We start from the raw sequence: 22,172 nt of genomic DNA on the forward strand, positions 1-22,172 counted from the left end.
GAGCATCCTGATTCCAGCACTGCCACTGCATGGGGCGTTCCGATTTTCGCCATTAGTATTGCGGCGCTGGCAGCTGGCGTGGCGTGGTTCAGCGGCGACATGCTCGGCTTGCACGCACAGAGCGCCAAGATATCGGCGCTCGTGTGGATCGCAATAATACTGGCGATCGTGTTGGTCACGCATTTCGCAGCACTCCTATTCGGTGCTTACCCGGTCATCGCAAGGCTGTTCGAGCGTGACGCCGGCGAAAAACCGGAAATAGTGCTGAAGCGCGATGCTCGATTGCAAGGCTTGTGCGACGAGCTGCGCGTCCTGCTGGGATGGCGCTGGCGCTATCGTGTGCCTTGGCTGTTGGTGTGCGGCGATGATGCCCAAGTCGACGCCGTAGCGCCTGGCCTGAAGCAGGTCGGTGTGCTGCACATCGCAGACGCGGTTCTGGTGCATCCGTCGCCGGATGGCATCGAAGCGACAGTGTGGCGCAAGCAACTGCGCCAATTGCGCCGTCGCCGCCCGGTCGATGCCGTAGTGCAACTCGTCGCCGATGACCACAGCGCGACAGGAGCCACTGAGCACTTGCGTGTGCTTTCCAGAATTGAGGCTGACTTAGGCTGGGCCGCCCCGTTGACGTTTTTGCATGTGGTGGAAGTCATGGGAAAGCGCCCCGAGAAATTTGAAGCTGTCGGGGCATTTGCGCCGGTGTCGCGCGGTCGGGTACCTCTGTCGACACCGGACGCCTTTGCTTGCGCCCTGGAAGCGTTGGAGCGGCGCGTGGCCATTGCAGGCATGCAACAGTGCCTGGAGCCCTTTCACATAGCCTACCTTGCTGGGGTCTCGTCCTATGTCAGCGCACAGCGCGAGCGTGTCATGGACTGCTGGGCCGCTGTACATGAGTCGAAGTGGCGGCGCGCAACGCTAGCTGGCGTCATGTTTGCGCCACTTTACTCGTGCCTTGCCACGCCTGTACCGGTGCCGCTTCCCGCAGATGAGCTGGCCGACGCAGATTCATTTGGCGAGCGAGTCGAACCTGTGCATATCGAGGACCTCCCAACCGCGCCACAGGAGCAACCCGCCACACTGGCGCCCGCGTGGCAAGCCATTGGTACCCATACGGCCGAGTACCGAGGGCGCCGGGTCGGGATCCATGCCGGCGCCTTTACCACGGTACTGGTGAGCGCCTCCATCGGTCTTTGTATCGCCGGCATGCTGCTCTCCGGCCTACAGAACAAGCACGACATCCAGGCGGCAAATCAGACTGTGCGTGACATTCAATCGGCCCCCAATGCCATCGCGCGCCTGAAGGCACTCGATACCCTGCAACAGCAAATCCAACGCTACGAATACCGCATCCACCACCACGCGCCCCTTTCAACCCGCTTCGGCCTGAACCGAGACGACGAGGTGCTGGCGGCCCTGTGGAAGCCTTACGCCAAGTCCAGCCGAGACCTCCTCATTGCGCCGGTCACGCAGGATCTCGAAGCTTCATTGACAGACCTTTCACAACTACAGACGACCGGCCTCAATGCCGAAGGCAGCAAGTGGGCACTTGCAGGCCGCGACACGCTCAAGACCTATCTCATGCTCGCCCAGCCAGAGCGCGCGGATGCGGCATTCCTTTCGCAGCAACTGGCACAGCACTGGACCACAGATGCGCGAATCACGCCCGGACAAAAACAGGACCTGGCCGAGCGATTTGCCCGGTTCTACGCCGAACACCTGAAGTCCAAGCCCGAGTGGCGCATCACGCCCCGTGCAGAATTGGTAGCCGGCACGCGGCAGACACTGCTGGCCGTCATCGGTGAGCGCAATGCGCAGGACACCATCTACCAAGGCATCCTCGACGGGGTCGGCCACAAATATCCAGACCTGACATTGGCAAGTCTCACCGCCGGCACGGATGCACGTGGGCTGCTGCGCACAACGGCGGTTGTGCCCGGCGCTTTCACGAGACAGGCCTACGAAGAGCATGTCGCTCCGGCCATTGAGCAAGCCGCCAAGCGCCGTGATGTGGTTAACGATTGGGTGCTCACCGACGGCAGACCATCGGCCAGGTCTGACACCGACAACAGTTCGGGCTTGGACCTTCAAACGGCACTCACCGACCAGTACTTCGCCGACTACGCCGAACACTGGCAACAGTTCATGAACACCCTGCAATGCGAACCCGCGCCAACACTGCCCGGCGTGATCGATCAGCTCAAACTAATGGCCGATGCGCGGCTGTCGCCGGTCATCGCGCTGATGAGGTCGCTCGAATACCAAGGCAGCGCCGGCATCCGCAAGGAGTCGCTGCCAGATGCGCTGGTGAACAAGGCCAAGGACCTGCTGGGCAAGAAGCGCGAAGGCGCCGAGGCAAGCCCCGCTGAGCCTGCAGGGCCACTGACCGCAGGCTTTGGTCCGGTGCTGCGTCTCATCGGCCAATCCGGCCAGGGCAACGCGGGAGAACTGAGTCTGCAACGCTTCCTGGACCGCGCAACGGCACTTCGGCTGCGCTTGCAGCAAGTGTCGAACAGCCCCGATGCTGACGCTCAGGCACGCCAGCTTGCGATGGCGCTGTTCCAGGGCAAGGGCTCGGAGCTGGCCGATACCCAGGCTTACGCCCAGCTCATCGCCGCGAGCCTTGGCAGCCAGTGGGCCGGTATGGGAGACGCCCTGTTCGTGCGGCCAATTGCCCAGGCTACCCAAACCGTCCTGCAGCCTGCGCAGGCAAGCCTGAATGATGACTGGCGGCAGAGCATCGCGTTGCCATGGATGACGGCATTTGCAGGACGCTATCCGTTCACCAACTCGGCGAATGACGCGTCGTTCGCCGAGCTGGGGCGCTACCTGCGTCCGCAAAGCGGGTTGATCCACACCTTCCTCGTCGCGCAACTTGGCGGCGTACTCGAACAGCACGGCGACCAGTGGCTGCCTGCCGCCAACGCCCAAGGGCTGGCATTCGACCCCGCGTTTCTCAAGACCATCGCCACCCTGCAACGGATCGGCGCTCACATGCTGACACAGGGCGATGCGCGATACCGCTTCGAACTCAAGCCGATCCCGACACCCGGCCTGACGGATACGCTGCTCATCATCGACAACCAGAAGCTGCACTACTTCAATCAGCGCGAGACCTGGCAGACCATGACGTGGCCTGTGGACAATCTGCAGACGCCCCGCACCATCCTGCAATGGCAAACGGAAACCGCAGGCACGAGCGCGAACTACGAGTTCGCTGGCCGTTGGGGACTTGTCCGCATGCTCGAACGGGCCCGCATTGTGCCGCTGGACAGCGCTACCTTCCAGCTCACCTGGCAAGCCGTTCCCGATGCCAATGCTGCGCGAGCGGGATGGAACGATAGCGAGCCAGAAGCCAGGGAGCCATTACGCCCCGACAACGCGGCGAGCCTCACGCCTCGCGATGCCAAAGTGCCGGCGCCATCAGGCATGGTCTATCCGATCCGCTATCAGATGCGCGCCGATGTCGGTACGGGCCCGCTGGAGATGCTGGAGCTACGGGACTTGCAGATGCCGGAGCGAATCTTCATGGTTGGCAAGCAAGGAGGCGCCGTCACGAGCCAGACGCGATGAGCTGCCAGCATTGCGCGGTTCAGCAGACAGGAGGGATGATCGTAGTGGCGGGCGGCCAAGGCATCAACGAACCTCTCCCGCCCCAATCCCCACCCGCCGGAACTGCTCAGCCGGCACCGGCCGCGCCAGGAAAAACCCCTGCCCCCGATCACACCCGATCTCACGCAGGAACTGCACTTGCTCCGCCTGTTCCACGCCCTCAGCCACCACCGTCAGCCCAAGCGAATGCGCCATCGCCACCATTGCGCGCAGGATCGTTCCATCCCGGCGGCGTCCATCGATCGCGGCGAGAAACGACCGATCCACCTTCAACATATCCACAGGCAATGTCTGCAGATAAATGAACGAGGAATAGCCCGTACCGAAATCATCGATGGCCAGGCTCACGCCACGCTGCGCCAGTTCGTCCAGCAGCGATTCAGTCACGCCATTGCCGGTCATGGCCATGCTTTCGACCAGTTCGAGCTGCAGCCGCGTCGGCGGCACGCCGGCATCGCTGAGGATGGTGGTCAGGTCGTGCAGGAACTGCGCGTGACGGCATTGCCGGGCGGAGAGGTTGACGGCGATCCGGCCGAATTCGAAGCCCTCATCCATCCAGATGCGCGCCTGCCTGCAGGCTTCGCGCAGGACCCACGCGCCGATCGGCACGATCAGTGCGGATTCCTCGGCCGTGGTGATGAACGCGCCCGGCGCCAGCAGCCCGCGTGTCGGATGCTGCCAGCGCAGCAGCGCTTCCACGCTGACGATGTCCCCGCTGCGCAAATCGAAGACCGGCTGGTAGTGCAGGCGAAATTCCCCTGCAGCCAACGCGTTGCGCAGCTCGCTTTCCAACGTGATCCGCTCCATCGACGACGATGTCATCTGCGTGGCGAAGAAGCGGAAGTTGTTCTTGCCTTCTTCCTTGGCCTCGTACATGGCGCGGTCGGCCTGCATCAGCAGCTGCTTGCGATCGATGCCGTCGTCGGGGTAGATGCTGATGCCGATGCTCGGCGTTACGAATACGGTGCGGCCGTGCGCATCGATCGGTTGACCGACCACGTTCAGCAATGCCTGCGCAATCTGCGCGACGTGCCGGATGTCTTCGACATCTTCGATAATCACCGTGAATTCGTCGCCGCCCAGGCGCGCCACGGTATCGCTTTCGCGAATAGCTTCTTTGAGCCGCCGGGCAATGACTTTGAGCGCCTCGTCGCCGACGCCGTGTCCCATGGTGTCGTTGATCAGCTTGAAGCGGTCCAGGTCGATGAACATCACCGCTACGCGTCGTGCGGCACGCTTGGCGCGGGCGATGGCTTGCTTCAGGCGCTCGCTGAACAGGGTTCGGTTTGGCAGCGACGTCAGGGCGTCGTGCATGGCCAGATGGTTCAAGCGCTCTTCGTCCATCCGGCGCTGCGTGATGTCCGAAAAAATCGCGGCGTAGTGCGTGCAGCGCCCATGCTGGCCGTAGATGCCGGAGATCGACAGGTATTCCAGATAGAGTTCGCCGTTCTTGCGGCGGTTCCAGATTTCGCCCTTCCAGCCGCCGTTTTCGCGCAGCTGTCGCCAGAGCGACTGGTAGAACGCGGCGCTTTGCTTGCCCGAGCTCAGCATCTTCGGCGTGCGGCCGATGGCTTCGGCCTGCGTATAGCCGGTCAGTTGCGTGAAGGCCGGATTTACGCGTTCGATCACCCCATTCAGATCCGTCACCATGACGCCGTCGAGCGTGGCCTGGAACACTCGGTCGGCCAGCTTCAGGTGATAGGCGGATTCGAGCAGTGCCTCATCGCGCTCGCGCAGCGCGATCTGGAGTTCGTGCACGTACTCGTATTCGATATTGCTGAGAATGTCGGCCAGGCTCAGCAGTCCGACCAACTCGCCCCCATCGTCGAGCACGCCGACATGGCGGATGCGGTTTTCAACCAGCACCTGCCGGGCGGCGTAGAGACTTTGGGATCGGGTCAGCGAACGCAGCGGACGTGTCGCATGGGATGCAACGGTGTCGCCTAGCGCATTGGCGGCGGCCAGCCGGACGATATCGCGTTCGGTCAGGATGCCGTACTCATCGCCGACGTAGCGAATGACGATGGCGCTCAGGCTGCCGGCACGCATGGTTTGCATGGCGTCGAATAGCCTGGTCGTCGGCGCGATCATGACGGGCTGAGACAACTTGACCGAGTCGATCGCCTTGGTGCGCAAGAAGAACTCCGCGCCGTGGCTCATGACGAGATCGGTCTGCGTCAGCATGCCGAGCGGGCGCTCAGCGTCGTCGACGACGAGACAATGGCGGATGCCCTGGTTCTTGAAGTGCACGACCGCATCGCCGAGGCGCGTGGACCCGGGCAGCGACAATACGGGGTGGCTCATCAGCGCGCTGATGGGCCTGGTCAGTGCATCGGAAGCTTCGCCGAGCGCCAACGCGTCGCGTTCGGTCCAAATGCCGACCGCCCGCCCTTGGTCCATCACTACGATCGAGCTGCAGCGGCGCTCCGCCATCCGGGCAACGACCTCGCCGACTGGCGTCAGCGGCGCGCACTCCAGCGTCGATGTCGATACCAGACGTTCGATCTCGATATCCAAGGTGTGATGCGGCATGTCGCTCCCTAACCCGTGTGTCCTTGTTGTTGTTCACCTTGCCCGACAGCGCTCGCCAGAATAGTGGCGCCGTCCGTCGCCACTGTTGACGCAGATCAAGGTGCAAATATTGGGGCGTCGGAGGAAGCGGTGGGTGTGGGGCGGATAAAACAGTGCCCGCTGTACCTGTTGTCTCCGGATTGCGGAGCGGTACAGCGGGCGCGCCTGAAAGTGCCGGCATTCTGCCGGCATGGTGCCAGTGGTGGCGAGCGATTATCGGCGTGCGCCGTGGCGCGTGAAGCCAACCTGACCGGGCTTGCGGTTTGCAGCGAATCCGTTCTCGGCCAGCGTCTCATCCGCGCTGTCATAGAACGTGCCGATCTTGTAGATCTCGCGCGCTTCCTTGCCGTTGGCGATGTCGCGGCCAAACTCGCGTGACATGCGCACGAGCTGCTCGATCTGCTCGACGGTGCCCATCTTCCGGTCGCGGCGCTGAGTCCAGATGTTGTCCTCGATGCCGCAGCGCACATGCAGGCCCAGGGAGATCGCCATCATGTTCAGCGGCAGCACGTTGAGCATGGAGGTTTCCAGCGTCAGCACCGAGCCGTTCGGACAGGCACGCACGAAGTTCGCCAGGTTGTAGAGGTTTGGCGCTTCAAAGCCGCCGCCGATGGCCACCCACGTCAGGATCAGCGGCACATTGCAGGTGCCTCTTCGCATCATGCGCTCCACCGTTTCGAGCTGCGCGATGGTGGCGAGCTGGAAGTGCGTCTGAATGCCATTGCTGCTCAGGCGGCGGATGTGTTCCTCCACCCACTCCGGCCCGGCGGGAATGGTCATCTCGCGATACGCGCGATAATTCGCCGGCTCGGCCAGCGAGGTGCCGGCAACGTCCGCCGGGCACATCTGCTCGACCACGTTCATCTGGTTGGTGTTGATGGCAATCGTCACCTGGTCCGGCGTTGGCTTCAGCTCGGCGAGCATGTGGCGTGTATCGTCCGACAGCCACTTGGCAACGTCGCCTTCGCTCTCGGGCGCAAACGAGATCGAGCCGCCAACCTGCAGGATCATGTCGGGCACGCGGGCACGGATGCCGGCCAGCAGTTCATTGAACTTGGACAAGCGCTTGGAGCCCTTGCCGTCCGCTTCACGCACATGCACGTGCAGCACGGTGGCGCCGGCGTTGTAGCAATCCACCGCCTTCTGGATCTGTGCCTCCATCGATACCGGGATATCTTCCGGAAAATCGGCGGGCATCCATTCCGGGCCGTAAGGCGCGGCGGTAATAACTAGCTTCTGCTGGTTCTCGGGGAACAGCGAGCCGTCGATGAAATCCATGTCTGTCTCCTGGGCTAAATGGTTCAGGCCAATGCGGTTTCGGGTGTGCGGGCCTTGATGTCGCGCTCGCCAATGCCAAAGGGCTTGTCGCCGATGATGGCGGCGCGCTCCATCTTGCGATGGCATGGCGCGTAGTCCATCACCGCGTAGTGCTGCGTGCTGCGGTTGTCCCAGATCGCCATGCTGTTGGGCTTCCAGCGCCAGCGGACCTGATATTCGGGGATGAACGCCTGCGATACGAGGTAACGCAGCAAGTCAGCGCCGCCGGGGTTGTAGTCCTGGCCATAACGCACGTGTGCCGCGGTGTGGAAGTTGGTGAAGTGCGTTGTGAAGGCGTTGACGAAGAGGACCTTCTCACCGGTCTCGGGATGGATGCGCACCACCGGATGTTCCGGGTCCGGATACTGCTCCTTCAACGCGAGGCGCTTTTCAATCGGCATGGCGGCGCCGAAGCTTGCCTCGATGCTGTGGCGGGCACGCAGGCCGGCAATCTCCGTCTTCACATGCGCGGGCAAGTTCTCGTAGGCGAGCACCATGTTCGCCCACATGGTGTCGGCGCCGACCGCGGGGCCTTCCACGCAGCGCAGCACGCAACCCATGGGCGGTGCTTCGCGCCAGGTCGCGTCGGTGTGCCACGCGTTCTCGTAGCGGTCCATCGGCTGGTCGGGCTGTTTGTAGATCTGCACCAGGCCCGGATATTGCGGATGGCTGCCCGCGACCGGGTGGTCCTCTAGCTGGCCGAACCGTTCGGCAAACGCGACATGCTCGGCGCGGGAGATGTCCTGGTCGCGCAGAAACAGTACCTTGTGCTGCAGCAGCGCGGCGCGGATCTCGGCGAACAGGTCGTCGTCATGGATGGCATCGGCCAGGTTCAGGCCAACGAGTTCGGCGCCAATGCTGGCGGTCAGTGGCTCTACGCGCATCTCAGGCCTCCGGTCCGTTCATGAGGAAAGCCGGGCTTGCCGGAGCTGCCGAACCCGACGACTGCGGGAAGCGGCGCCTTGCAAGGCGATGGGAAATGCTGGTTTTGTTCACGCTTTGTCTCCTGCCGTGTGGATTGGGATCAATCAACGCATGGGCGTCGGAACAAAATTACTGTTCGCGACAGGGCAGGACTTGTCTTTGCATGCCAAACGCCTCGCGTTTGATGCCAGCGTTGGAGGCAGGACTAGGGGGGGTTGATCGCCGTCAAACTCTGGGGCTGACGGCGAGGCGCGCGGGCGCGCGGTGAGGGCTCTATCTTGGTGGAGCAGGAGGCCGAAGACGGCTCTCCTGTCGCCAAGCCTTAATACTCTCGCAAGATCCAGCTGCTGATGGAGGCAAAGTATTCGCGCAGCCACGCATTGAAGCGCAGGTACAAAGGCGTCGCGGCGCCTACGCCGAAGATCTGGCTGAAACCGGCCTTGCGTGCGATGCCTACGGCGCGCCGCACGTGGAAATCGCTGGTGACCACGACGATCGGTCCGTCGGCATCGACGTTCTGCGCCTCCAGCAGCTGTCGGCTGAAGACAAGGTTCTCCTCGGTGCTGGTGCTGCGGCCCTCCCGAATCAGCCGGTCAGCCGCCACGCCACGCGCGACGAGGTAGTCAGCCATGATGTCCGCCTCGGTGCAGTGCCGGCCGAAGTCCGGTCCGCCGCTGACTACGACTTTCGCCGCCGGCAATCGCCGGGCCTGTATCAGGCCTTGCTCCAGTCGTGCAGTCAACGCCGGCGACGCGTGGCAATCAGGCGTACCGGACCCAAGAACGATGATGGCCTGGATCGGCACGCCTGTCGGCACGGACACGCTCAGGCCGCTGCGAATGCCGTGGAAGAAGACACCTACCGTCACGAGCCACACGGCGAACGCTGTCCAGAGCGCACGCCATAGCAACTGTCTGCGTGGATTGGCCAAACGCCAGCATGCGACGCGATGCCAACACAACGCGAGCAGCAGGAATGCAAGGCCGATGCTGCCCGGTAGCACGATGCCGAAGTTGAACAATCCGATGCTCATCAACCCGACGGCGTCTCCAAGAAGTATGGAGCCGGTCAAGGCGAGGACTGCACGCTTCCAAACGACCAGTCTGCCGCGCGGTGAAGTGGGTCTGTTTGCTTCTTGCATGGTGAATGACATCGGAGTTTTCTGGCGTGGTCGTGCCGGTGCATCGAGCCGGGGAGCACCCGGGCCTGTCTCTCGCGGACAGCGGCAAATGCGTGCGGAGGGTGAGCATAGCAAACGATCCGGGCGCAACCCGCGTAGCGGCAGGTTCGTTCCAACCCCACTGAAGCATGGCCTTCGGAGGGTTGGCATGTGCATGATCGGCCACTACCATCGACGCGCGGGTCGCTGCCTTGACCACGTTCCCTGATCGCGCACCGCCTCGATGGCAGACGGAGCCGCGTGATCAAGTTTTCACGATGGATGCCGATACTGACGTGGCGCAACGTTGCGCCCGTGGCGGGAGGTGGCAAGGCGTTTCAGAAAACAAAGGTCGATGCATAACGAAAACAAGACAACGGTGAGCGGCTCAAGCCGCTCGACACGAACGACAGCAAGGGCGAACACACGCACCACCTGGCGATGGACAAGCCTGGCGGTTGCCTGCTCGATGGTGACCGGATGCGCAACCGCACCGGGCGGCTACCTGAAGGAAACCTTCGCCAGCGACGACCCTTGCTCTAACAACGCCCGCAATATCGGGATCACCGCAGGCGCTATCGCGGGCGCTGTGCTGGGCAACGTGGTGTCGAGCAACAAGAAGGTTGGAACGCTGCTTGGAGCCGGTGTGGGTGCCGCGCTTGGCGGACTGATCGGTGCGGATATGGATCGCCGCCGTTGCGAGCTGTCGCGCATTGCGAAGAAGCACGGGCTGGATGTCACGATGGTGGACATTGCGGCGGACGGCAGTGCGATGGAGCCTGCCAATCGCGCAAGCGAGCAAGGCGGCATCGGCCTGTCCGTTTCGGTACGGGATTCCGGTGCCGGCGCCAATGGCCAGTTTGCGTCCGGGTCCAGCGTATTGACGCCGGAGGCCCGGGTTGCATTCACCGAGATTGCCCAGCAATACGCCTATCCGGTCCAGTCCAGGCAACTCGGTCCGCAGTCCACTGCGCAAGACCGGCAGGCCGTTGAGGGGTTGAAGTCGCGACGTATTCTGCTGATCGGTCATACCGACGACACCGGCAGTTCTCGGCTCAACGCTGACCTGTCCGAGCAGCGTGCGCGTGCCGTTGCGGCATTGTTCCGCGATGCGGGCGTCGCCGAGTCGCAGTTGTACTACCAGGGTGCGGGGGAAACCATGCCGCTGGCAGACAATCGTGACGAGGCAGGGCGTGCGAAGAATCGCCGCGTCGAGATCGTCGACGTCACCGACGAGGCTGCGTTTGCCAAATATCTCGCGGCGCGCAGGCCCAATGTGGCGTTCTACCGCGAATCGGCAAGCGATCCGTCGCAGTCCGGCAGAGACAATATCGCGGTGAGCGCTCCGCGTGCGAAGTCGGCATCAAGTGCTCGCGCCAGCGGGCAGGCAAAGGCGCAATCTCCTGTGCGTACCGCTTCCGCCAATTCGCGCCAGAACGAGTCAGGCGGCGATGTGGCAAAGGCTCCGGCTGGCGAAAGGCCAGTTGCCACCGCTTCCCCGGCGCCGGCGACAACGTCGAAGCCAAATGTCGAGACGTCGACGCGGACCGTGCGCGCACCGTCGATCGATTTCGGCGGTACGCCCTCCGGTCGCAGTGCAATGATGCCGGACCTCGGCAAGCTGGATCGCTCTGGTGGCCTTTCATTGATTTCATCGGCCGTCGCGGATACCCCGCTGGCCCGTTGCGACCAGGACCGGCCGCGCGAATCACGAGCCGTGAAGGCACTGAGCGATGACAAGGCCTATCGCACTGCTGACTACATGCCCGGCCTGTACAACACGATCTGGACCGATACCGTCAATGGCCATCTGGTCGCACTCAAGGGTGTGGCGGTATTGCGTGACGGCGGTGCGCCGGCGCGCCGCCCGGAAGTGCTCGTCTATCGCGACTACCACGATTCAAAGCAGATCGCCGACTTGCGCACCGAAGCCCAGGTGAATACCTACCGTGGCGACAAGGGCCTGCTCTATCGCGTCTTCGTCAACAAGGCGCCGCTGCAATGCCTGGACATCGTGATTCCCCACGCGTCGCCTGACCACGCGCAGGGCTCGTGGCTGCGCTACGACAAGGACGGCAACGGCTACTCCGCCGCATTCAACCCGCGCATGGCCGGCGGCGGCAAGACCTGATCAACAACAACCAAGAAAAAAGACGATGAGTCACTGGATCAACGATAACCTTGCGGCGCTGAACTCGGCGCTCGCACTTGCTGTGTTGCTGATTGTGTATCTCGGCAACAAGTTTCGGATCGACTTCGCATGGATGAACCTGTGGTACGGCTTGCCGCTGATCGGCAAGATCGCGCGGCTCTCGCGCGATACCACGCGCTATGCCAAGGACAAGTCCTGGACGTTGTCGGAACGTACGCTGTGCGACGACTACAAGCAGTTCATTCACTTCACCACCGAGGACGAGTTCAACAAGCGCCTGAACTATCTCTCCAAGGCACACGATCTGGGTCGTTCCCCGACGCCGGGCTGGATGATGGGGCTGCTGTGCGTGCTGGTGCTGGCGGAAGGCCTTGGCTTCTCGTACATGCTCGGCACATGGATGGCGGGAGAAGGCGGCAGCGAGAACGCACGACAGTTGCTGATGTGGGCCATCGTATTCGTGCTATGCGTCATCTTCGTGTTCGTGATGCATAGCGCTGGCCATCAGCTCTATCGTAGCAACCTGATCGCCAAGGCGGACTCGGAGTGGCGTGGAGAAGGCCAGCCCGGAAAATTTGCCAGCCACAACGTCAAGCTGAACGACCCGCAGAACAAGGATGACGCCGAGCCGGAGTACAAGCAATGCGTGAACCGCGTCGGCACCAGCCGCAGCTACTTCATGGTTGGTGTGGCGGTGGTGATTATCGTGTTTGTATCGGTCCTCTCAACTGTGATGCGCGTCAAGCATCTGGAGGCCGAGCGTACGGAGCAGACCGCGCTGGTTGCGGAAGGGCCGAGCGCTGGCAATCCGTTCGACAAGCTTGGGCAGGCATTGCCTGCGGAGCTGATGCAGGAGCAGCAGAAGGCTGATGACAAGGCCAAGTCCGACGGTCGCTCTGCTTATACCGACGAAGGTCTTGCCGCGTTCCTGATGCTCGCGTTCATCTTTGCGATTACGCAGCTGGTCGGCATTGCCGGCGGATACAAATGGGGATTTGCAGGAAAGGAAAGCAAGGCCGCCTATCGCGGTACGCGCGGCTTCTCCACCTATGACGACTACCTGGCGTTCTTTACGCCGCTGATGCAGGTGGCGCAATCGAAGCTGCAGACGCTGCAGCAGAAGATGAGCGAGCGTCGCGCCAACGACGGGCTCCGGCTGGAACACACGTTTGACGACTACCTGATGGAATCGCGGGAGTCGCGCACGCGCGTGGCGGCAGCCCGCAACGCGCCGCAGGCGGACATCGCCCCTGCTGCGCAGAGCCAGCCCGCGATGAACGCGGCCAGCGTGCTTGCGCGTATCGACGCCATGACAGCCGAAGGCCGCAAGGCGGATGCCGTGGCGCTGCTGCAGGCCTTGCCGGACAGTGTCCGCAATGAAGTCACTGTACGTCTTGCCGAGCGCAAGGCAGCGCAGGAGCAGGCCCGCAAGGACGAAGAAGAACGCAACAAGGAGGCCGAACGTGCACGCCTTGAAGCCCTGCTCTGATATGGCTGACTCACGTGCCACCGGCCTCGGCAGGCGGTGCGTCGCGTGGCTGGCGGTTGCGGCCGCCATGCTTTGCGGGTCCGCATTCGCCGCACAAGACATGCCGAGTTGCTACGCCGCCAACCAACTCGCCAGGCCGGGAGCCGTGGAGCGCACGGTGTTCGTGATGATCGACCAGACCACGGTGCTGGACGACAAGCTGGTTGCAGAACTGGGCAGGCATCTCCAGAGCCTGCTGCGTCCTGGCACGACGTTCCGCCTCTACAGCTTCTCGGCGTATGCGCAAGGGCGCTATCTGCAGCAGTTGGCGGCCGGGATGCTGGAGATGCCGTTGACGGACCAGTCCATCCGCGACGCCACCGCGGTCAAAACGCTGAAGAGTCTTGACGCATGCCTGAAGTCGCAATACGCATACGGTACGAAACTGGTGGCTGAGTCAGTGCGGGAAGCGCTGCAAGGTACCAGTGAAGCGTTGGCGCGATCCGATGTCCTGGCAAGCGTTGCCGCGGTATCGCAGGTAGTGCGGGACGTGGCGGCGCAGCAGAAGACGGTGCTGATCGTCTCGGACATGCTGGAAAACTCGTCGATCTCCAGCTTCTATAGCCAGGAACGCATGCGGCAGATCGATCCCACGCAAGAACTGCGCAAGGTCGAGAAAGCAAATCTCCGGGCGGATTTTGGTGGCGCGTCCATCTATGTGATGGGCGCGGGCATCGTTCCGGAACCGAAGAGCGCGCGGAACGCGGCGGCCTCATATCGTTCGCCGCAGAGCGTTGAGGCGCTTCGGACATTCTGGGATGGGTTCTTTGATCGAAGCAATGCCAGGTTGGCGGGCTTTGGGGCACCCGCATTGCTGACGCCAATTCGCTAGCCTGCAACGAGCGTCGCAAACGCCGCCTGCGGGCGGCGTTGTTCTTTGATTTTGCAGGTGTCATGCACCATGCTTACTCATACCGCCCACGCTCTCAGGAGACCCGCCATGAAAGTCCTGATCGTCCTCACCTCACACGACCAACTCGGCAACACCGGCGAGAAAACCGGCTTCTGGCTCGAAGAACTCGCCGCGCCGTACTATGTGCTGAAAGATGCCGGCGTCAACGTCACGCTGGCATCCGTGAAAGGCGGCCAACCGCCACTCGATCCGAAGAGCAACGACCCCTCGTTCCAGACACCCGCGACGCGGCGCTTCGAAGATGATGCCGACGCGAAAGCCGCCTTGTCATCGACGCAGAAACTCTCCGATGTATCGGCCGGCGACTACGACGCGGTGTTCTATCCCGGCGGCCACGGTCCGATGTGGGATCTGGCCGAGGATGCGGACTCCAAAGCGCTGATCGAAGCGACGTTTGCCAGTGGCAAGCCGGTTGCATTGGTATGCCATGCGCCGGGCGTACTGCGCCACGTGAAAGCGCAGGACGGCAGCCCACTGGTCAAGGGCAAGAACGTTACGGGATTCACGAACAGCGAGGAGGAGGCCGTCGGCCTGACTGAAGTGGTTCCGTTCCTCGTCGAAGACATGCTGAAGGCGAACGGCGCGAATTACTCCAAGGCCGGCGACTGGCAGCCGTATGTGGTGACGGATGGATTGCTGATCACCGGTCAGAATCCGGCGTCGTCGGATGCCGCTGCCAATGCGCTGCTGACGATGCTGAAGCATCGCGGGGGCGGGAAAGGCTGATCGGCACCGGACGATGGTGGCGCATTGCGAGTCGTCTATCGATCAGGCGACCGCTGCGACAGTAGCCACAGCATCGTGCTGACTGCCTCGGTCTTGGAACGCGTGCCGGTCTTGTCGTAGATGGCGCGAAGCTGTGTGCGAACGGTGTTGACCGAGACGCCTGCCGTAGCTGCGTATTCGTCAGGCGCCTTGCCGGCGATCAGCGCTTCGGCAACGGCGGCCTCCGCTGTCGACAAGCCGAAGGCCTGCTGCAGTTGTCTGGCGGTCACCAGTGGCTCCGATCCGCGCTGCCTGGCGGTGACGAGAATCGTTGCATCGCCAAATACCGCACGCGCTTCCTGGCCTGGGAAGAAAGTGACGTTGAGGAACGTGTCTGGGGGCGCGCCCGTTGCGGGTCGCAGCGCCAGGCTGACACCCTGGCGTGTCTTTGCGACGTGCCCGATCGTCTTCTGCAGCGTGGCATCCTGATCGGCGTGCACAGCGGCCAGGCGGCCGTGCCGCAGTCTCACGCAGAGGGTCTGGCGCAGCATGCGCTCCGCTGCCACATTGGTAAAGACAACGCGCGAATGCCGGTCCAGCGCGAAAACCGCAAGGCCGAGCTGTTCCATCAGTTCGGTGCCGAGCGCGGCGTCGCGATGCAGGATGCGCGTGTCCTGCCATAGATTGATCGAGCGCTGCATGTGGCCGACCATACTGTTTGCAGCAGCACGCTCTTCGGCGGTATAGGGCGGCCGGTCCGGTGCACGGAGCATGCCCAGCAGAATATCGTTGCTGTCTGGGCGGGCCAGGCGCGCACCCATCAGGTAGCGCACGCCGGAGGGAATCTGATAATCCTGAAAGAACTCGCTGCGCGCGATGTCCCGTTCCGTCAGGTGCTCATCGCAAAAGACGAGCTGGCCAACGTTTGCCTGTTCGACAAACCGGCGTCGCGGATCCAAGGCCCCGTAATACTGGTCGTAGCGCTCGATCACCTCGTCCCATCTGACATCGGGCGTATAGATGGAGAGTTGCGGTGCATTACGCACGGAATCCCAGCTGAACATATGGAAGACATTGGCTCCCAACGCTTCGGCGACAGTTTGAAATACCTCGAGAAAACCGTCGCGCTGAGCCGCGGACTCGTAAAGGTCCCCGATAAGATGATCGACTCGCAAGATGCCCTCGTCCCCCGAGCGTGGCATTCCGTTGGATGCCCGCCTCTTATTCCGATTTTTTGAGCGCTTGGTTTTTTGCGCAGGCTATCACAGGCCTCTGGCAGCGTTGTCGAGACCCCTGCTTAAGTTGGGTGTTGATAGGCCGCAAACGAAAATAGGACATGACCGACGTATTACGATGTGCTGCAATGGAGTGCATAGTCTGGGCCCGGAATCAAAACACCCCGGGCAGCATTTTCCACGTCTTCGCACGATACGCTTCATATTCGGCGCCGAACTGCGAACGCAGTAACGCTTCCTCTGCGTGGATGCGTGCCACGAGCGGCGGGATCATCAGCATCGTCAGAACGATGCCCACGCCAGAACGGAATCCGAGTACCCATCCCAGCGAGCTGACTACAAGGCCGAGATAACTGGGATGGCGGATCACGCCATAGAGACCGGTTGTCACCAGCGTGTGTCCTGGCTGGATCGCCACCAGCCCGCTGAAACGCCTGCCCAGGATGAAAACGGGCACCAGCCGCAGCACGCCGCCGGCCGCATACACGAACACGCCGAACCAGCGCATGGCATCGCCGTCGAGGGTCCAGAAGTCGATACGGTCATTCCAGGCTGGTACAAAGCCGGAGAGCAGGCCGAGCACGCCGAATGCGGCCAGGACCCAGCGGTTGCTACGGTCTTCGCGTTCCCCGCTGCTGATATTGCCGCCCGAGAAGATGGCGGCGACGGCCAGCGCCATCGTCACTACGGCCAGCGCCGTGCGCGCCGGATGCGCGAAGAAGGGGCCGATGCCGCCCCAGCCGAGAATCGGCAACGCCAGGTAGGCAAGGGTGCCCGCGAGCGTGAAAAAAGCCATGCCGGGTGTGACGCGCATGGAAGCCTCCGCCTGCAGCCTGGTTCACATTCGATAGCCTAACGCTTTGCGGCGGCGGACGTGCGAGGGGCAGGGCGCGCGGGCGTGGTTCAATACATCCTTTGCGCGCATCCTCTGCGCATTTCCCAGCTTGTCAGCCATGCCTCTCATCGATCTCAAAGACCTCCAGCAAGCCGCCATCGATTTCGGCGAGGCGCGCGGCTGGGGCAAATATCACAGCCCCAAGAATCTGGCCATGGCGCTCAGCGTGGAAGTGGCCGAACTTGTGGAAATCTTCCAATGGCAGACCGAGGAGCAGTCGCGCGGCATCATGGCGACCGATGAGCGCGAGCATGTGGAGCAGGAGCTTGCGGATATCACCATCTACCTGACACAGCTCGTGACGGCGCTGGGTGTGGACCTCGATGCGGCGGTGCGAGCGAAGATGGAGATGAATGCGAAGAAGTATCCGGTGAAGAAGGCGGAGTCCTGATCCTGCTGCCGGACGCGGTATAGGGGCTGACTTATCGATGGGATAAATATAGTTTTGCGTATCCCGCGCAGCGAAAATAGATCAACGATATAGTTTTGCGGAGAATCGGCGGGCCGTCGCCCGCCGCCTCCACCGCAGAGGCTACTTCCCGGCCTGAATCTCCCGCCCATTCACAGCCTGCACCGGCCGCGCATTCATGCTGTACAGCTTCCTGAACGCCGCAAGCTGCTTCTGCGAGATCGACACGGGCGTCTTCATCACGACCCATCGGACATCTTCGCTGCAAGGCGGCGTGGTCAGGGAGCCGATGAACGTGTAGTTGTCGCGGTTGGCGGGCAGCAGCGCGCCGACGTCGATCGTGCCATCGACCGCATGCTTGGCACCTGCCTTGCCCGGCAGCGCCGCGAACACCGGTTGCAAGGCGGCATTGGTCTTGCCCGTGCGGAACAGCACGGCGATCACCGCAAGCTTGCCGTCGGCGCTCTTGTGCACGAGGTGCGCTACCAACGGATAGGACTTGCCGTCGATTCTCTCTTCGCTCGGCGTGTGGAAGTGGAACTGCGCGAGCTTGTACTCGACGCCATCGATGGTGAGCGCGCCGCCGTTGGCCGGCTCCACCTGGATGGTGTGGCCGTTGTTGATCACTTCGGCGCTGGCCGGCGCATAGGCCAGGCTAACCGGTTGCGCCGTGGTGCCGGTCACCTTGCGCGTTTCGATGTTGATCGGCGACTGGCGTTGTCCGGTGCCGCAAACGGCGTAGTCGGATTCAAGGCCGGCCCAGTGGCTTGCGCCGGTCTTGCCCTGGTAGGTCCAGTGCGGAGCTTCTGCGGCGCTGGCAAGTGTCGTGCAGAACAGTGTGCCCAATGCTGCAAACGCAATGCGTGTCTTCATCTTGATTGTCACCGTTGTGGTTATGCGGGATAGGCGAAGGCCGCGCGATTGGCGGGCCGTTCCCATGGCTCCGAAACGCTGCCGGAAGACTGCAGTTGACCGGCAGACTGCATCAAACCGTCTCATTGGACTGCGCAAGTGTAGCGGGCGATATGGGCGTGCCTTGCAGTGACCATGACGCTGATATGAATGAGGTGCCACAAACAAAAACGGGCGGCCTCGCTGGGCCGCCCGGGCGCACGATGCGCACCCAAGTACCACGAAAGAATCAGCTGCCGCGATACGTGCCGAAGCTCCACGGCGAGCACAGCAGCGGCACATGGTAGTGCTGTGCCGCATCGGCGATGGTGAAGCGCACGGGCACGATGTCCGCGAACACATCGGGTGTTTTGAAGTAGTCCGCGACCCAGAAGCGCAGTTCGAAGTCGCCGGTGCGCGCCTGCGTGGCGGGCAACATCGGCGTATCGGTGCGTCCGTCGCTGTTGGTGCGCGCGCGGGCGATGAGCTTCGGGGGTTGCGTGCCCATGTCGAACAGTTCGATCTGCATGCCCGAAACGGGCTTGCCGAGCGATACGTCGAGTACGTGGGTGCTGATGCCTGCCATGATCGGTCTCCTTGTCAGCAAGCCGGCGGCATCAGCTGCCGCGGTAGTAGTTGTAGCTCCACGGCCCGAACAGCACGGGCAGGTGGATGCGCTGGCTGGCGTCGGTCACGCGGAACCGCAGCGGGATCTTCGACAGGAACAGCGGCTGCGGCAGATTGGCCTTGCGCGCGGCGAAGTACTCATCGACGTGCAGCAGCAATTCGTAGGTGCCGGTGCGATAGGCGTCGCCAATCAGCAGCGGCGGTTCGCTGCGGCCATTGGCAGCGAGCGTGACGGTCTGCATGTGGCGTGGCTGGCCGTTCTCGATGCGATGCATATCCACCCGCATGCCGGCGGCAGGGGTGCCGTGCCAGGTGTCGAGCGCATGCATGGTCAGGCGCGGGCTCAGGCCGCCTTGCTGCACAGGGCCTGTGGTCTGGTTGGGCGCGGTCTCTGCCAGCGCGCTGCCGGCGAGCAGGGCGCCACCACCCAGCGTGAGCGATTGCAATGCGAAGCGGCGGCGGCTGGCGTCGAAATCCGGATCTTGGTCGTTGCGCATATCAGGCCTCGCGCTTGTTGCGGAGTTGGCGGATGCCGACCACGACCAGCACCGCAGCCAGGATTTCGATGACGGCCACCAGGTACAGGCCGGTGTTGACCTTGCCGGTCGATGTCTTGATCAGCCCCATCACGTACGGCGCACCGAAGCCGGCGAGGTTGGAGACCGAGTTGATGAGCGCCACGCCTACCGCCGCGGCGCTGCCCGCCAGGTACCGGTTGGGCAACTGCCAGAACACGGGGATCGCGCTCATGGTGCCGACCAGTGCAGCGGTCATGGCGAGCAGGGCGATCACGGGCGACAGCGCATTCATGCCAAGCAGCACGGCAAGCAAGGCCATCGTTACGCCGCCGGTCAGCGCCGCGCCGCTGAAATGCCAGCGCACTTCATTGCGGCGGTCCGAGTGCGCACCGTTGGCGATCATGCCGATAGCGCCGCACAGGTAGGCCACTGCTGCGATCCAGCCAACGGCCATCGGCGTGGTGAAGCCGACGTCCTTGATGATGGTCGGGATCCAGAACGTCAGCGTGGAATTCGCGCACAGCAGGCAGAAGTAGATCGCGATCAGCAGCCACACCTTGGGGTTGGTGAAGACGCTGCGCCAGTCGTGGCCGCGCTCGCCCATGGCGGCGTTGTCGCGCTTGAGCGCGTCGTGCACCACGCGCTTCTCGCCGTCGGTCAGCCATTGCGCTTGCTCCGGCTTGTCGGTCATGTAGAACCATGCGAACACGCCGGCCAGCACGGACGGCACGCCTTCGATGACGAACAGCCACTGCCAGCCGTGCATGCCATGCACGCCGCTCATCGACGTCATGATCCAGCCGGCCAGCGGGCCGCCGAGCACGCCGGCGATGGCGGACGCCGACATGAACGTGCCGAACGCCCGGGCGCGCCGCTCTGACGGGTACCAGTACGTCAGGTACAGGATCACGCCCGGATAAAAGCCCGCTTCGAACGCGCCGAGCAGGAAGCGCAGGATGTAGAACTGCGTGGGGGTGGTGACGAAGGTCTGCAGCATGCAGATCACGCCCCAGCAGATGGTGATGCGCATGATGGTCTTCTTCGCGCCGATCTTCTGCAGCAGCACGTTCGACGGCACTTCGAACAGGAAGTAGCCGATGAAGAAGATGCCGGCGCCGAGCCCGTACACCGCCTCGCTGAACTGCAGCGCATCGAGCATCTGCAGCTTGGCAAAGCCAATGTTCACGCGGTCCAGCCAGGCCAGCACCCACAGCACGCCCAGGAAGGGCAGCAGGCGCCAGGACACCTTGCGGTAGACGCTCGCTTCCGCGTCGTCCGCCGCGCCGGCGAAGATCGGCACGCCTTGTTTCGTGATAGACATGGTGTCTCCTGTCTTGTCGGTTTGCATCGTGCGGCCGGGGCCCCGAAGGTGGTCCGGCGGCCGCCGTCCGTTTGGTTGGAAGCAAGTATAGGAACGGCCAGACAAGGCGGAACGGGAGTGCTGGTATAGGCTCTATAGCAGCCTCGATATGGGGCGGAAAGCCTTATGGGACGCGGGTTTGCGGGCGTTCGAGAAGCCCGGTTTCAGACCTATGGATTACCCTAGCCCGCCGGTTTCTGAACTGTTAAGCGGACAGCGAATTCACTGGCCCGCCACGGTATGCGGGTTCGACCGCGTTGCCCTGCGGTGCGCGACACGCTACAAAGTCGGCATTGGCGAACACCGTGGCGCGGCAATTGCGTCGCCCGCTGCGCCCGGCCGCCATCCTCGCTCAGGACTTCACCATGATCCGCGCCGACGACCCCTTCGACACCTACCTGCTGCGCGTGTTGTGCATCCTGATTGCCGAACAGAGCGTGTCGCGCACGGCCATCCGTCTGAACCAGTCGCAGCCGGCGATCAGCTCGGCGCTCAAGCGGCTGCGCGCCATCTTCAACGACCCGCTGCTCACGCGCGAGAAGAATGTGATGGTGCCGACCGAGCGCGCATTGCAGCTCGCGCGCAACGCACAGGCTGCACTTAGCGCGCTCGACAACCTGCTGGTGTCGGACGACCGCTTCGATCCCGCCACGACCGAACAGAGTTTTACCGTGGCGATGCCGGACTACCTGGCGCCGCCGTTCTTCGCGCACGTGGTGCGCGAGTTCCGCCGCGCGGCGCCGCATGCACGGTTGTCGGCCGTACCCTTGAGCGCAACGTTCGACTATGAACAGGCCTTGTCGGAAGGCGCCGCGGATATCGTCATCGGCAACTGGCCCAACCCGCCGGAACACCTGCACCTGTCGGTATTGCTCGAGGACGAAGTGGTCTGCGTGGTCGCGCCGGACAGCGTGCACAACCAGCCCGGCAAGTTCACGCCGCAGGCTTATCTCGGCGCAGCGCATATCGTGCCCACGCCCTATTCACGCGACCAGCGCGGGCTCGTCGATTCGGGACTCAGCACGATGCGCGTGCATCGGGACAACCGCGTGAGTTGCCCGTACTTCAACCTCGCGCCGAGCCTGATCCCCGGCACCGACCTGATCCTGACTACGGGCCGCCACTTTGCCAACTATCACGCACAACACGTGCCGCTGGCGGTGCTGAGGCCGCCGATCGAATTCCCCTTCATGCGCTTCTATCAGCTCTGGCATCCGTCGCGCCACCGCTCGGCTGCGCATATGTGGCTGCGGGGCATGCTGACGGCAGCCTCGCAGGAATTGCGGGATCTGCGCGACATGCAGCGAACGTAGCGCGTGCGGCAATATCGGATTCTGTTATGCGACCTATAGGGCAGCGGGC

General features: G+C 63.0%; 17 protein-coding genes. 7 read left to right on the plus strand and 10 right to left on the minus strand.

The window, feature by feature from the left end; translation table 11 throughout:
• The first annotated feature begins 78 nt into the window (after positions 1-78).
• Entirely contained in the window at positions 79-3,567 is a 3,489-nt protein-coding gene (locus K2O51_RS12560; RefSeq protein WP_245001898.1) for an ImcF-related family protein, read from the plus strand.
• Between the two features lie 63 nt (positions 3,568-3,630).
• Here K2O51_RS12560 and K2O51_RS12565 read toward each other — a convergent pair whose 3' ends face one another.
• The 4 genes from K2O51_RS12565 to K2O51_RS12580 form a co-directional block, all read right to left on the minus strand.
• Positions 3,631-6,138: an EAL domain-containing protein gene (locus tag K2O51_RS12565; protein ID WP_220631187.1), complete on the minus strand. Its 2,508-nt coding sequence runs from the start codon at positions 6,136-6,138 to the stop codon at positions 3,631-3,633.
• A 252-nt stretch (positions 6,139-6,390) separates the two neighbouring features.
• Positions 6,391-7,455 (minus strand): beta-keto acid cleavage family enzyme, encoded by a 1,065-nt coding sequence (locus K2O51_RS12570; protein WP_011296210.1) that lies wholly within the window; start codon positions 7,453-7,455, stop codon positions 6,391-6,393.
• Positions 7,456-7,478: 23 nt separating this feature from the next.
• On the minus strand, positions 7,479-8,378 hold the full coding sequence (locus K2O51_RS12575; RefSeq protein WP_011296211.1) for a TauD/TfdA dioxygenase family protein: 900 nt from the start codon (positions 8,376-8,378) through the stop codon (positions 7,479-7,481).
• Between the two features lie 362 nt (positions 8,379-8,740).
• Positions 8,741-9,451, minus strand: a complete 711-nt coding sequence (locus K2O51_RS12580) for a YdcF family protein (protein WP_235679774.1) — start codon at positions 9,449-9,451, stop codon at positions 8,741-8,743.
• Positions 9,452-10,046: 595 nt separating this feature from the next.
• Here K2O51_RS12580 and K2O51_RS12585 point away from each other — a divergent pair.
• From K2O51_RS12585 to K2O51_RS12600, 4 genes are all read left to right on the plus strand, one after another.
• On the plus strand, positions 10,047-11,708 hold the full coding sequence (locus K2O51_RS12585; RefSeq protein ID WP_245001899.1) for an OmpA family protein: 1,662 nt from the start codon (positions 10,047-10,049) through the stop codon (positions 11,706-11,708).
• Between the two features lie 25 nt (positions 11,709-11,733).
• On the plus strand, positions 11,734-13,218 hold the full coding sequence (locus K2O51_RS12590; protein ID WP_220631189.1) for a hypothetical protein: 1,485 nt from the start codon (positions 11,734-11,736) through the stop codon (positions 13,216-13,218).
• A gap of 166 nt (positions 13,219-13,384) precedes the next feature.
• Complete coding sequence (locus K2O51_RS12595; protein ID WP_245001900.1) at positions 13,385-14,089, plus strand: hypothetical protein; 705 nt, start codon at positions 13,385-13,387, stop codon at positions 14,087-14,089.
• A gap of 108 nt (positions 14,090-14,197) precedes the next feature.
• Positions 14,198-14,896 (plus strand): type 1 glutamine amidotransferase domain-containing protein, encoded by a 699-nt coding sequence (locus K2O51_RS12600; protein ID WP_220631191.1) that lies wholly within the window; start codon positions 14,198-14,200, stop codon positions 14,894-14,896.
• A 35-nt stretch (positions 14,897-14,931) separates the two neighbouring features.
• On the opposite strand, the gene K2O51_RS12605 is transcribed toward K2O51_RS12600, so the two are convergent.
• Entirely contained in the window at positions 14,932-16,077 is a 1,146-nt protein-coding gene (locus K2O51_RS12605) for a helix-turn-helix transcriptional regulator (protein ID WP_220631192.1), read from the minus strand.
• Positions 16,078-16,264: 187 nt separating this feature from the next.
• A complete protein-coding gene (locus tag K2O51_RS12610) occupies positions 16,265-16,924 on the minus strand; it encodes a methyltransferase family protein (protein ID WP_220631193.1) in 660 nt (219 codons plus the stop codon).
• A 139-nt stretch (positions 16,925-17,063) separates the two neighbouring features.
• On the opposite strand from K2O51_RS12610, the gene K2O51_RS12615 reads away from it, so the two are divergent.
• Positions 17,064-17,396 (plus strand): nucleotide pyrophosphohydrolase, encoded by a 333-nt coding sequence (locus K2O51_RS12615; protein ID WP_011296219.1) that lies wholly within the window; start codon positions 17,064-17,066, stop codon positions 17,394-17,396.
• A gap of 141 nt (positions 17,397-17,537) precedes the next feature.
• Here the strand turns inward: K2O51_RS12615 and K2O51_RS12620 are convergent, their stop codons facing one another.
• The 4 genes from K2O51_RS12620 to K2O51_RS12635 all read right to left on the minus strand — a co-directional run bounded on the left by K2O51_RS12620 (position 17,538) and on the right by K2O51_RS12635 (position 20,771).
• Complete coding sequence (locus K2O51_RS12620; RefSeq protein WP_011296220.1) at positions 17,538-18,287, minus strand: carbonic anhydrase; 750 nt, start codon at positions 18,285-18,287, stop codon at positions 17,538-17,540.
• Positions 18,288-18,555: 268 nt separating this feature from the next.
• Positions 18,556-18,891, minus strand: coding sequence for a hydroxyisourate hydrolase (gene uraH, locus K2O51_RS12625; protein WP_011296221.1), 336 nt, complete (start codon positions 18,889-18,891; stop codon positions 18,556-18,558).
• A gap of 31 nt (positions 18,892-18,922) precedes the next feature.
• Complete coding sequence (uraH, locus tag K2O51_RS12630; RefSeq protein ID WP_011296222.1) at positions 18,923-19,429, minus strand: hydroxyisourate hydrolase; 507 nt, start codon at positions 19,427-19,429, stop codon at positions 18,923-18,925.
• 1 nt (position 19,430) lies between these two features.
• Positions 19,431-20,771, minus strand: coding sequence for an MFS transporter (locus tag K2O51_RS12635; RefSeq protein ID WP_011296223.1), 1,341 nt, complete (start codon positions 20,769-20,771; stop codon positions 19,431-19,433).
• A 404-nt stretch (positions 20,772-21,175) separates the two neighbouring features.
• On the opposite strand from K2O51_RS12635, the gene K2O51_RS12640 reads away from it, so the two are divergent.
• Complete coding sequence (locus K2O51_RS12640; protein ID WP_011296224.1) at positions 21,176-22,123, plus strand: LysR family transcriptional regulator; 948 nt, start codon at positions 21,176-21,178, stop codon at positions 22,121-22,123.
• The last annotated feature ends 49 nt before the right edge of the window (positions 22,124-22,172 follow it).

Origin of the sequence: Cupriavidus pinatubonensis, assembly GCF_019602855.1 — a bacterium.
Lineage (GTDB): Bacteria > Pseudomonadota > Gammaproteobacteria > Burkholderiales > Burkholderiaceae > Cupriavidus > Cupriavidus pinatubonensis.